Origin of the sequence: Blastococcus saxobsidens (genome assembly GCF_010682065.1) — a bacterium.
In the GTDB taxonomy this organism is placed as follows: Bacteria; Actinomycetota; Actinomycetes; order Mycobacteriales; family Geodermatophilaceae; genus Blastococcus; species Blastococcus saxobsidens_B.
Genome location: NZ_JAAGWG010000002.1, coordinates 249,804 through 261,897 on the forward strand (window position 1 = coordinate 249,804; position 12,094 = coordinate 261,897).

Sequence of the window (12,094 nt, forward strand, 5' to 3'; positions counted from 1 at the left end):
TCGGCGCGCGCGAGCATCAGGAACGAACGCCGCTCCGACACGTCGGACGGCGCGGCCCCCCAACCCCCAGGAGGGCCGATCAGGTGCGGAAGGACCCGGCGTCCTGCGTCGTGGAGCCGGTCAGCGCACCGACGACCCGCTCGGCCGCGCCGTAGACCAGCAGGGCGACGGCGATGAGGACGGCGGGGGGCACGACGACCGGCCCCGCGAGCAGCGAGATGGCGAGGACCCCGGGGGCGCTGCGCCACCAGCCCTCCCCGCGCACCGGGTCGCCGAACGCGCCCCAGCGCACGCCGCACCACATCAGCCAGCGCCGGACCACCGGCACGCCGCTCTCCCGCATGACCCGCCGGAAGACGCCGTCGGCCTGGCGGGCGTTCACCGCGCCGCCGGCGATCCCCTCCGTGCACAGCCAGTCGTGCAGGATCGCCGCGGCGGTGTACCGGCCGAAGCGCGGCACCAGCCACACGACCACCCGCGGCACGGTCGCGAAGTCGGTCGGGAAGCCGGCGGGCACCACGAAGCGGTCCCGCTTGCCCCGGTAGACCAGCGGCTCCACGACCGCCCAGTGCTCGTCGTCCAGCCGCCGGACGACGACGTCCCCCACCTCGAACGGCACGCGTCTCCCCCGGTCCTCGTGCTCAGCGGAGCGCCGCGGCGCCCCGGCCCCCGTCGCCGACCCGCTCCGGTGCACCGGTGGCGGCCAGCCGCCGGTCGACGAACCGGAACAGCAGCAGGAACGCCAGGGCGAGCAGGACGACGAAGGCCAGGTTGCGCAGGGCGATCGCGTAGCCCTGCGCGGCGACGTCCATGAAGTCGTACGGGTACCAGTCGGTGACGGTGCCCTGCGCCAGGATCCAGGCGATCCAGGCCACCGGCCACAGGAGCGCCCTCGCCACCACGCCCGAGGTGATCCGCGGGCGGGGGCCGAACAGCAGCCAGCCCAGCACGGTCATCACCGGGGAGACGTAGTGCTCACCGGCGTTGGTCCAGGCGTTCACGCCCTCCGGGTCGTACAGCGGTGCCAGCACCACCGCGTACACGATGCCGGTGATCGTGATGCCGAGCAGCGACGCCAGGCGGACGACGCGCCACCACCGCCCGTCGTGGTCGGCGTCGCGGACGAGCGGCAGCACGGCGGCCAGCACGAGCAGGTTGCTCTGCACCGTGAAGTAGCTGAAGAAGCGCACCACGCGCTCGACCACGCCGAGGGAGGCGTCCTCGGGGTCGACCAGGTGCAGCACGAACTCGGTCGCGACCGAGACCAGCACGACCGCGGCGAGCACCGCCCACCACGCGCGGGCGACGGTTCGGGGGGCACCGGGCGTCGGGGTCGTCACGGGCGCCGATCATGCCGTGCCCGTGCGTGCCCGCCGGGAGGTGGTGAGCAGGCCGAGGTCAGCAGCCGCACGAGGCGGGGGCAGGCGGCTGCGTGAGCAACGCGGTGGTGGGCGTGCTGCAGCCCTGCGCTCGGGCCGGGCCCTCCTCCGACCGGAGGACATCACACCCGGCCGGCGCATCCTTTCCCGCGGCGTTGGGCATGGAGACGATCATGCGCCTGCCCGAGCCGAGGGGTCCGCTGACCGACGCCCTGACCCGTGACCTCCTCACCCGCTCGCCGTTGCCGGCGAGCACGCACGAGATCGCCGACCAGCTGGTGGCGCGGGTGGACGACGCGCTCACCGACGACGACCTCCAGCTCGCGCTGGCGATCTGCTACGAGCTGCACTACCGCGGTTTCGAGGGCGTGTCCGACGACTGGGAGTGGGACACCGGGCTGCTCGGCCTGCGGGCCGGTCTGGAGCGGGCGCACCTGGCGGCGCTGCGCGGGCTGGTCGGCCCGGTCACCGCCACCGACGAGTCGATCGACCGGCAGATCACCGCGCTGATCGACGCCGACGAGAGCCCGTCGCTGTCGTCCTACATGTCCAAGCACGGCACGGCCGAGCAGTGGCGCGAGTACCTGACCCTCCGGTCGGTCTACCACCTCAAGGAGGCCGACCCGCACACCTTCGCCATCCCCCGGCTCTCCGGCCGGGCCAAGGCGGCGATGGTGGAGATCCAGGCCGACGAGTACGGCGGCGGGTCAGCCGCGCGGATGCACAGCGAGCTGTTCGCCGGGCTGCTCCGCGACCTCGACCTGGACGCCGGCTACGGCGCGCTGTGGGACGAGGCGCCGGCCGCGGCGTTCGCCTCGGTGAACACCATGTCCCTGTTCGGCCTGCACCGCCGCTGGCGCGGTGCGGCCCTGGGCCACCTGACCGCGGTGGAGATGACCTCCTCCGAGCCCAGCCGCCGCTACTCCGCCGGCCTGCGCCGGCTCGGCCACGACGAGCGCACCACGGTCTTCTACGACGAGCACGTCGAGGCCGACGCCGTGCACGAGCAGATCGCCTCGGTGGACATGTGCGGCTCGCTGGTCGCCGAGGAGCCCGAGCTCGCCGCCGACGTCCTCTTCGGCGCCGCCTGCTCGCTGGCCATGGACGGGCTGGCCGCCTCCCACCTGCTCGGCGCGTGGGAGGCCGGCAGCTCCGCGCTCTACCGGGAGCGGGCGCTCGCCGCCTGATCGGCCGGGGCACCGGCCCCCCGGCTGATCAGCCACCCGAACGCCGCGGCCAGCGGGAACATCAGCACCCCGTAGACGGCGGCCGGCACGGCCAGCTCGACGTTGCCCAGCACGCTGAGGGCCACCGTGATGGCCAGCGTGCTGTTGTGGACGCCGATCTCGAACGCGCAGGCGATCGCCTGGCCGCGTGCCACCCCGAGCAGCCGCGGCACGGCGAACCCCACGCCCAGGCTCAGCAGGCAGAACAGGACCGCCGGCAGGCCCACCTGGCGGAGGTACTCCCCCACCCGGTCCTGCTCGGCCACGATCGTCCCGACGATCACCAGCGCGAGCACCACGGCCGACATGATCCGGACCGGCTTGTCCATCCGGTCGGCGAAGCCCGGGGCCCGGTTGCGCACGAGCATGCCCAGCAGCACCGGCACCAGCACGATCGCGAACACCTGCAGCGTCTTGCCGAACTGCAGCCCCAGGCTGCCGGCGTCGGCCGGGTCGAACCAGCCGATCGCCAGGTTGGTGACCAGCGGCAGCGTGACGACGGCGACCACCGAGTTGATCGCGGTGAGGCTGATGTTGAGCGCGACGTCGCCCCGGAAGAGGTGGCTGAACAGGTTCGCGGTCGTGCCGCCCGGCGAGGCGGCCAGCAGCAGCATGCCGACGGCCAGCAGCGGCGGGAGGTCGAAGGCCAGCACCAGCCCGAAGCACAGCACGGGCAGGACGAGCAGCTGCAGCCCCAGTGCCAGGAGGACGACCTTCGGCCGGCGACCCACCTCGGCGAAGTCCTGGGTGGTCAGGGACAGGCCGAGGCCGAACATGACGACGGCGAGCGCCAGGGGCAGGGCGACGGTGACGAGCGCGGAACTCATCGGACCTCCGATTCGGGAGCCGCCGGCGGCGGTAGGGGCATCATGAGGGACGAAGGTCACATCCCGGCACGCGGGCTCCCCGGTCCGCCCGACCGGGTGGCGCGCAACCGAGTGGCGCGCCGATCCGGCTCAACATCGACCGGTGCAGTCCGAAACCATCCCGGGAACGTCGACCGGGCTCCCGTGCGATGCCCGGCCCCGGGGGCAGGGAGAGCTTTGATGCGCAGGCGCGAGTCGGGTCGGGCATCGGTTGCGGCCGAGCAGCCGAGGGACGTGGAGGCGCTCGAGCGCGTGATCGAGGGGCTCGACGCCTCGGTGACCAGTGAGCTCGAGGCGCACCAGCGGATCATGTCGGTGCTGGTCGACGCGTTGGGCCTCTCCTACGGCGCGGCCTGGCTGCCCGACGGGCGGGGCGGCTTCGTGCTCCGCGTGACCGAGGGCCAGGCCGCCGACGCCATGGCGGCGCGGTGGAAGCCGGGCGAGGCGATGGTCGAGGGCGCCGGCTACGGCGGCGAGGCACTGCGCCGACGGACGACCGTGCTCATGGACGACACCACCACGGGCGACACCTGCCTGCGCTGGGCCGCCGCACGGGCGGCCGGCGCCCACCAGGGCTGCTTCCTGCCCGTCGTGGAGGACGGCCGGGTCACCGCCGTCCTCGAGTACTACAGCCGGAGCCCGCTCCCGTTCTTCGGCGGCCGCGCCCAGAAGTGGGCGGCCCTGGGCCGGCTCATCGCGCACGCCCGCCGGAGCGCGCTGACCGCCGCCGCCCTGCGCGAGAGCCTGGACGACCGCAACGCCGTCACCACCGTCGTGAGCCGCGTCGGTGACGCCCGGGACGAGGACTCCGCGCTGCGGGTCGCCCTGGACGCCGTCCGCGAGGCCTTCGGCTGGGCGTACGGCTCGTTCTGGGCGCTGGACCCGGAGGACAACGTGCTCCGGTTCGCGGTCGAGTCCGGCTCGGCCGGCGACGAGTTCCGCAAGGTCACGCTGGAGGCCAGCTTCGCCGAGGGCGTGGGCCTCTCCGGCCGCGCCTGGCGCGCCCGCGACCTCGTCTTCGTCTCCGACCTGGGCGACGTCACCGACTGCGTGCGCCGGCCCGCGGCGATGCGGGCCGGGGTCAAGTCGGGCGTGTGCTTCCCGATCGTGTCCGACGGCCACGTCGTGGGGACCATGGACTTCTTCGTCACCGAGACGATCGAGCTGAGCGAGTCGCGGGCGTCGGCCCTGCGCAACGTGCAGCAGCTGGTCTCCCAGCGCCTGGACATCCTCCGGCGGGCGCAGGCCGACGCGGTCAACTCGCGCGCGCTGCTGGAGACGGTGTCCCGGCTCCGTGACGCGGCCGACGACGCCGGCCGGGTCGCCGACAGCGCCGTGGGCAAGGCGTCGTCGATGACCACCGAGGTGGCGGCGCTGGCCACCGCGTCCGGGGCGGTCGGCGACGTGATCCGGATCATCTCCTCGATCGCCGACCAGACGAACCTGCTGGCGCTCAACGCGACGATCGAGGCGGCCCGGGCGGGCGAGTCGGGCAAGGGCTTCGCCGTCGTCGCCAACGAGGTCAAGGAGCTGGCCCGCGAGACCGCCGCGGCGACGAACAAGGTGTCGGAGCAGATCGCCGGCATCCAGGCGAGCACGGACTCCGTCTCCACCGGCATCCACGCGACCAGCGAGGTGATCGGCCAGCTCGACGCCGTCCAGGCCCGCATCGGGGAGATCCTCGAGGAGCAGGTGCGGATGGCCCGGGCGTTCGAGACGGCCTGACCCGCCGGGGGTCCGCGCAGCGCACCGACCTGCGCGGCGCGGGCCCCGCCCCGTGGGCGGTCAGTCCTCCCGGCGGAGCTGCGCGGCCGGCCGTGGCCGGCTGGGGGCGCTGGGTGCGGAGAAGCCGGACCGCTTGTGCGAGCCGTCGCAGAACGGCTTGATGCCGGACTTCCCGCACCGGCACAGCGCGATCGTCTCGCGGCCGGGGTCGATCTCGGTGCCGTCCTGGTCGACCAGCCGGAAGTTCCCGCGGACGATCAGCGGCCCGTCGCGGTAGGGCGTGATGGTCGCGGCATCGGGCCCGTCGCCGGGCGGCGGGCCCGCGGCGTCGACGTCCTCGGGCAGGTCCGGCTGGGCCGGCAGCGTTCGTGACACGTCCTCAGCATGCCCTGCCGACGGCGGCACCCTCCGCGTGTCCCCCGGCCGGTCAGGGGTCGCCGAAACTGAGCGTCTCGACCATGCGGTCGAGCACCCCGACGTTGCGCGCGTAGTCGAACTGCGGCAGACCCACCGTGTCGACCACCAGGGTCCGTGGTGCCTCCGCTCCCCCACCGAGGTCGACCACGTAGCTGGTGGCCCGCACTCCCGCGGGCCAGAGACCCTCACCGACGGAGACCCGTTCGACGCGCACCGCCGAGCGACCGCCGACCGTGGTCGCGCGACGGCTGAGCTCGTCCCCCGGACCAGGGCCGGCCACCTGCTGGAACGGGGCCTGCTCCACCCGGGCGGTCACGGCACCGACCCGGGCATCGGTGTTCGGGGGCACCGTGAAGGGGTCCGGGGCGAACCGGGTGCACGCGGCGACCGTCTCCCCCGGGTTCGCCGACCACCCCTGCGGATACGCCAGCGAGAACCCGGCCGGGCTCTCGCAGCGCTGGGTGAGCGCCGCGGGGGTCGCGGGATCCTCCGCGAGGACATCGACCACGATCCGCTGCGGGGAGTTCGCCGTCCCGACCGCGAACGGCCGCCGCCGGTCGGTCCCGGCGAAGAAGCTGTACGCGCCCTCGAAGAGGGTGTCCGCCACGAGCTCCTCCAGCACGGTGGCGTCGGCGATCCCCTGCCGCTCCGGCCCCTGCCAGCGCACCGCGCCGGCCTCCTCGTCGCCCGGCAGCGCGACGTTGGTCAGTGTGATGCCGAGGAACGCCTGCCCGGGCACCTCGACGGGGGCGCCCGACCCCTGGGCCCGCGGCTCGTCGACCCAGCCGACCTGCCAGCCGGCCGATCCCTCACCGGCGACCTCGAAGACGATCCGGTCGAAGCCGTCGTGCGCCCCGAGCCGCACGTCGGTGAGGGTCACCGGGCGACCGGCCCCGGCCGCGGCGGAGTCGGCGGTGGTCCCGTCGCCCACCGGTCGCAGCTCGTCGGGGTCGTCCCTCCCGGGGGCCGGGGACTGGCTCCCCGGGGTCCCGGTCGGGTCGGGCGCCGCGGCCGGTCCGCCGTCGCCGCCGCACGCGGTGAGGAGCAGAGCCGCACACACCCCTGCGGGGAAGAGACGCCACACGGTTCCTGCCTCGGTGTCGGGGTCCGGTCGTCCCCGTCCCCTAGCCCGTGCCCGACCCGTCCGAACCCGGGCGGGCCCGATGCCACCGGATCGTCACACGGCCCGCGAGGGCCCTCAGCCCTGGCCCGGCGGCGGCTGCCCGTAGAAGACCTGCTCCACGACCGACCGCGCGTGCCGGGTGGTGCGGCGGTAGTCGTCGACGAACTGGCCCGGGTCCTGGTCCGGGCCGTACCCGCACGCCCGGGCCACGCCGGCCAGCTCCAGCCCCGGGCGCGGCAGCTGGTCGCTGGGGCGTCCCCGGACCAGGAAGATCGCGTTCCGGGCCGTGGTCGCCAGCGCCCAGGCCTCGCGGAGGGAGGCCGCCTGCTCCGCGTCGAGGTGCCCGGCCGCCGCCAGCGCGTCCAGCGCCGGGGCCGTGGCGGGCACCTGCAGCGCCTCGGACCCGGCGGCGTGCTGCAGCTGCAGCAGCTGGACGGTCCACTCGACGTCGGACAACCCACCCCTGCCGAGCTTGGTGTGCGTCGCCGGGTCCGCCCCGCGGGGCAGCCGCTCCCGTTCCACCCGGGCCTTGATCCGGCGGATCTCGGCGACCTGGTCGGCGCTGAGCCCGGCAGCCGGGTACCGGATCGGGTCCACCAGCGAGACGAAGTCGGCGCCGAGCTGCTCGTCGCCGGCCACCGGCACCGCGCGCAGCAGCGCCTGCACCTCCCACACCGACACCCAGCGCTCGTAGTACTCCCGGAACGCCGAGAGGCTGCGCACCAGCGCACCCTGCCGGCCCTCGGGACGCAGGTCGGCGTCCACCTCGAAGGCGGGGTCCGGCCCGGGCTCGCCGAGCACCCGGCGCAGCGCATGGGCGACGGCGTTGGCCGCGGCCGCGGCCTTCGTCTCGTCCGCCCCCGGCCGGGCGCGGTGCACGAACAGCACGTCGGCGTCGGAGCCGAAGCCCATCTCCCCGCCACCCAGCCGGCCCATGCCGATGACCGCGAGGTCCATCGGCAGGTCGGCGACGTCGATCCGGGCCTCCCGCGCGTGCGCCCGCACGGCCACGTCCAACCCGGCCTGCAACGTGGCGACCGCGACGTCGGTGAGGGCGCGGCCGACCCGGTGCACGTCGAGCCGGCCGAGGAGGTCGGCCGCCGCGATCCGGAGCAGCTCCTGCCGCCGCAGGCCCCGGACCACGCGGATGCCCGCCTCCGGGTCCGGCGCGCGCCCGGCCGCCTGGCGCCACGCCTTGGCCAGTACCGCGGCCTCGCGCGGCTCGAGCTCGGCGTCGTCGGCGAGGATGCGCAGCGCCTCCGGAGTGCGGGTGAGCAGCGCGGCCACGTACTGGCTGGAGCCGAGCAGCTGGGCGAGCCGCTCGACCACCTGCCCCTCGTCGCGGAGCAGCCGCAGGTACCACTGGTTGCCGCCGAGGGCCTCGCTGACCTGCCGGTAGGCGAGCAGGCCGGCATCCGGGTTCGGGCAGGAGGCGAAGGTCTGGAGCAGGACCGGCAGCAGGTACTTCTGCATCGACGCCGACCGCGACAGCCCGCCGGTCAGCGCGGTCATGTGCCGCAGCGCGCCGTCGGGGTCGGCGAACCCGAGGGCGCGCAGCCAGTCGCCGGCCGCCTTGGAGCCGAGCTGGAGCTGCTCCCCCGGCACCCGCGCGACCGCGGACAGCAGGGGCCGGTAGAAGAGCTTCTCGTGCAGCCTGCGCACCTCGCGGGTGTGCAGCGCCAGCTCCGCGCGGAGCACGTCGACGGCGTCGCCGCGGTGGTCGGGCTTGTAGCCCAGCGAGCGGGCCAGCCAGCGCAACTGCTGCTCGTCGGTGGGCAGCAGGTGCGTGCGACGCAGCCGGAGCAGCTGGAGCCGGTGCTCCACGGTGCGCAGGAAGCGGTAGGAGGCGACCAGGGTCGCGGCGTCCTCGCGGCCGACGTAGCCCCCGGCCGACAGCGCCTGCAGCGCCGGCACGGTGCCGCCCAGCCGCAGGTTCGGGTCCACCCGCCCGTGCACCATCTGGAGCAGCTGCACGGCGAACTCGACGTCGCGCAGGCCGCCGCGTCCGAGCTTGAGCTCCCGCTCGGCCTGGGCCGGGGGGATGTTGGCCTCGACCCGGCGGCGCATGGCCTGCACCTGGCCGACGAAGCCGGGCCGGTCGCCGGCCTTCCACACCAGCGGCCACAGCGCCTCGACGTAGGACCGGCCCAGATCGGGGTCACCGGCGACCGGTCGCATCTTCAGCAGCGCCTGGAACTCCCAGGTGTCGGCCCACTGCTCGTAGTACGCGGTGTGTCCGGCGACGGTGCGCACCAGCGCCCCGCGCTTGCCCTCCGGGCGCAGCGCCGCGTCGACCTCCCACGCCGCCTCGTGGCAGATCCGCATGAGGGCTGCGGCCACGCGCGTGGCGCTGCTCAGCGCGGCGCCCTCGGCGTCCGTGGGGTCGACCGCCTCGGCCACGAACACGACGTCGACGTCGCTGACGTAGTTCAGCTCCCGGCCGCCGGTCTTGCCCAGGGCGATGACGCTGAGCCGGCAGGCGGCTGCGTCGGCCGGCTGCTCGGCGACGGCGACGGCCAGGCCGGCGGTGAGCACGGCACCGGCGATGTCGGCCAGCTCGACGGCGACCTCCTCCGCCGGCACGCCCTCGCCCAGGTCGCGCCCGGCGAGCGACAGGATCGCCCGGCGGTAGGCCAGCCGGAGCGCGGCCACGCGTTCGGGCCCGGCGTCCGGCGCCCCCTTGCCGAGCCGCACGCCCCACGGCGGGTCGTCCGGATCCGCGCCCACCGCCGCCAGCATCTGCCGCTCCAGCGCGTTCGGCGTCGGCCGCCAGATGCCGTGCCGGTCGTCGTCGAGCACCTGCCAGTCGAGCGGGTGCGCGGCCAGGTGGTCGGCCAGGCCGGAGCTGGCACCCAGGACCGACACGAGCCGTCCGCGCAGGTGGCCGGGCCCGCGGAGCCTGGCGAGCAGCGCCGCCGCGGCGCCGCCGTCCGGGTCCTCGGCGTCCAGCGCCTCGACCAGCCGGTGCAGCGAGCGGACGGCGAGGTCCGGGTCACCGGCGCGGGCGAGCGCCGCCACGACCGGGCCGGCCTCCGGGTCGGCGGGCTCGTTGCGCTCCAGGTCCCACAGGCCCAGGGCGGGGTCCGACAGCAGCCGGGCCGCCCGCTCGCCGTCCCCGAAGCCGAACCGGACCAGCCGGACGACGGCGCGCCGGGGCACCTCCGGCAGCGCAGCGGTCACGCCCGGGCCCCGGCGGAGGCGCTCACCAGCGCGGCGAAGCGGGCCGCGAAGGGCTGCCAGGCGTCGGCGACGTCGTCGTGCGCGGCGGTGGCGCGCAGGCACAGCGTCTCGAGGTCCAGCGGGCTCGCGGCCACGCCCACCGGATCGCTCTCGGCCCAGGCGCGCACCATCTCGGGCGTCGTCTCGATGTGGAACTGCAGGGCGTAGACGTGCCGGCCCACCCGGAAGGCCTGATGCGGGTAGTGCGGGTTGCTCGCCAGCAGCTGGGCGTCGCGCGGCAGCTCGGAGATCTCGTCGTGGTGCCACTGGATGACGTCGGGCGAGAGCGGGACGGGGCCGAACACCGGATCGGCGTCGGCGGCGTCGCGCTTGGCCACCAGTGTGGCGCCGACCTCGGGCCCGTCGACGCCCACCCGGGTGCGGCCACCGCCCACCTGCGCCACCAGCTGGGCGCCCAGGCAGATGGCGAGCGTGGGCAGGTCGCGGTCGATCGCCTGGCGCAGCAGCGCCCGGACACCGACGAGCTCGGGGCTGGTCTCCTCGTCGTCCATCGAGGACTGCGGCCCGCCCAGGACGAGCAGCCCGTCGACGCCGTCGAGGTTCTCCGGCAGCGCGTCACCGAGCCGCAGGTGCCGCTCGTCGAGCTCCAGCCCGGCGGCACGCAGCCACTCCCCCAGCCGCGCGGGCGGGTCGGTCTCGCTCGGGACGACGACGAGCAGGCGCGCGGCGGTCACGCCGTCGAGATTAGTGGCCCGCCCCCTGCACGCCGTCCGACCATGCTTTTCCGCGGAAACTCAGCTCACAGGCCGGGCAGGTAGCGCTGGAGCTCGAAGGGCGTCACGTTCTGCCGGTAGGAGTTGAACTCCTCCCACTTGTTGCGGAGGAAGAACTCGAACACGTGCTCGCCCAGCGTCTCCGCGACGAGCTCGCTGCCCTGCATCGCGGTCAGCGCCTCGCCGAGGGAGACCGGGAGGTCCTCGTAGCCGGCGGCGCGGCGCTCGGTGTCGGTCAGCGACCACACGTCGTCCTCGGCCTCGGGCGGGAGCTCGTAGCCCTTCTCGATGCCCCGCAGCCCGGCGGCCAGGATGACGGCGAAGGTGAGGTAGGGGTTGCAGGCGGAGTCCGGCGACCGCACCTCCACCCGGGCCGACTGCGCCTTGCTCGGCTTGTAGGAGGGCAGCCGGACCAGCGCCGACCGGTTCGCCCGGCCCCAGGTCGCCGCCGTCGGCGCCTCGGTGCCGGCCAGCAGCCGCCGGTAGGAGTTCACGGTCTGGTTGGTGATGGCCGTCATCTCCCGGGCGTGGACCAGCAGCCCGGCGATGAACTGCTTGCCGGTGGTGGACAGCCGCATCGGGTCGGCCGGGTCGTGGAAGGCGTTGCGGTCGCCCTCGAACAGCGACACGTGGGTGTGCATCGCCGAGCCGGCCAGCTCGGTGAACGGCTTGGGCATGAAGGTGGCGTGCACCTGCTGGGCCAGCGCGACCTCACGGACGACGTGCCGCAGCGTCATGATGTTGTCGGCCATGGAGAGCGCGTCGGCGTAGCGCAGGTCGATCTCCTGCTGGCCGGGCGCCACCTCGTGGTGGCTGAACTCCACCGAGATGCCCATCGCCTCCAGCGCGAAGACGGCCTCGCGACGGAAGTCGTGCGCCACGTTGTGCGTGGACAGGTCGAAGTAGCCGCCGGTGTCGGCCGGCGTCGGGGCACTGCCGTCGGTCGGCAGGTCCTTGAGCAGGAAGAACTCGATCTCGGGGTGGGTGTAGAAGGTGAACCCCATGTCGGCGGCCTTGGCCAGCGCCCGGCGCAGCACGTGCCGGGGGTCCGCCCACGCCGGTGAGCCGTCGGGCAGCGTGATGTCGCAGAACATCCGCGCGGTGTCGCTGGGCCGGCCCTCGCGCGCGGGCATCACCTGGAAGGTGCCCGGGTCGGGCTTGGCGAGCATGTCGGACTCGTAGACGCGGGCGAAGCCCTCGACCGCCGAGCCGTCGAAGCCGATGCCCTCGGCGAACGCCGCCTCGATCTCGGCCGGGGCCACCGCGACGGCCTTGAGGTAGCCGCTGACGTCGGTGAACCACAGCCGCACGAAGCGGATGTCGCGCTCTTCCAGGGTTCGCAGGACGAACTCCTGCTGTCGGTCCATGCCCGCCATGATCCGGTCCCCTCGTTTCCGGGATGTGA

Annotated in this window: 10 protein-coding genes; 2 read left to right on the forward strand and 8 right to left on the reverse strand. The window is 74.6% G+C overall.

Annotated elements, in window-relative coordinates:
• Positions 1-79 precede the first annotated feature (79 nt).
• Together GCU60_RS02275 and GCU60_RS02280 are read right to left on the reverse strand one after the other, a co-directional pair.
• Complete coding sequence (locus GCU60_RS02275) at positions 80-619, reverse strand: DUF1353 domain-containing protein (protein WP_163201995.1); 540 nt, start codon at positions 617-619, stop codon at positions 80-82.
• A gap of 22 nt (positions 620-641) precedes the next feature.
• The gene (locus GCU60_RS02280; protein ID WP_204261223.1) at positions 642-1,340 is read right to left on the reverse strand and encodes a Pr6Pr family membrane protein; all 699 of its coding nucleotides are present in this window, start codon (positions 1,338-1,340) and stop codon (positions 642-644) included.
• Between the two features lie 212 nt (positions 1,341-1,552).
• Between GCU60_RS02280 and GCU60_RS02285 the strand changes: the two genes are divergently transcribed.
• On the forward strand, positions 1,553-2,566 hold the full coding sequence (locus GCU60_RS02285) for an iron-containing redox enzyme family protein (RefSeq protein WP_163201996.1): 1,014 nt from the start codon (positions 1,553-1,555) through the stop codon (positions 2,564-2,566).
• Here GCU60_RS02285 and GCU60_RS02290 read toward each other — a convergent pair.
• Positions 2,539-3,432: a bile acid:sodium symporter family protein gene (locus tag GCU60_RS02290; RefSeq protein WP_163201997.1), complete on the reverse strand. Its 894-nt coding sequence runs from the start codon at positions 3,430-3,432 to the stop codon at positions 2,539-2,541. The genes GCU60_RS02285 and GCU60_RS02290 overlap by 28 nt on opposite strands.
• A gap of 273 nt (positions 3,433-3,705) precedes the next feature.
• Here GCU60_RS02290 and GCU60_RS02295 point away from each other — a divergent pair, with 273 nt between their 5' ends.
• The gene (locus GCU60_RS02295; protein ID WP_430537406.1) at positions 3,706-5,196 is read left to right on the forward strand and encodes a methyl-accepting chemotaxis protein; all 1,491 of its coding nucleotides are present in this window, start codon (positions 3,706-3,708) and stop codon (positions 5,194-5,196) included.
• Positions 5,197-5,256: 60 nt separating this feature from the next.
• Here GCU60_RS02295 and GCU60_RS02300 read toward each other — a convergent pair whose 3' ends face one another.
• From GCU60_RS02300 to glnA, 5 genes are all read right to left on the reverse strand, one after another.
• Complete coding sequence (locus tag GCU60_RS02300) at positions 5,257-5,571, reverse strand: CDGSH iron-sulfur domain-containing protein (protein WP_345770334.1); 315 nt, start codon at positions 5,569-5,571, stop codon at positions 5,257-5,259.
• A gap of 52 nt (positions 5,572-5,623) precedes the next feature.
• Entirely contained in the window at positions 5,624-6,544 is a 921-nt protein-coding gene (locus tag GCU60_RS02305; protein WP_163201999.1) for an AMIN-like domain-containing (lipo)protein, read from the reverse strand.
• 267 nt (positions 6,545-6,811) lie between these two features.
• A complete protein-coding gene (locus tag GCU60_RS02310; RefSeq protein WP_163202000.1) occupies positions 6,812-9,916 on the reverse strand; it encodes a bifunctional [glutamine synthetase] adenylyltransferase/[glutamine synthetase]-adenylyl-L-tyrosine phosphorylase in 3,105 nt (1,034 codons plus the stop codon).
• Positions 9,913-10,650, reverse strand: a complete 738-nt coding sequence (locus GCU60_RS02315; RefSeq protein ID WP_163202001.1) for a glutamine amidotransferase-related protein — start codon at positions 10,648-10,650, stop codon at positions 9,913-9,915. The genes GCU60_RS02310 and GCU60_RS02315 overlap by 4 nt, the downstream gene beginning before the upstream one ends.
• Positions 10,651-10,715: 65 nt before the next feature.
• Positions 10,716-12,056, reverse strand: a complete 1,341-nt coding sequence (glnA, locus tag GCU60_RS02320) for a type I glutamate--ammonia ligase (protein ID WP_163202002.1) — start codon at positions 12,054-12,056, stop codon at positions 10,716-10,718.
• Positions 12,057-12,094 lie beyond the last annotated feature (38 nt).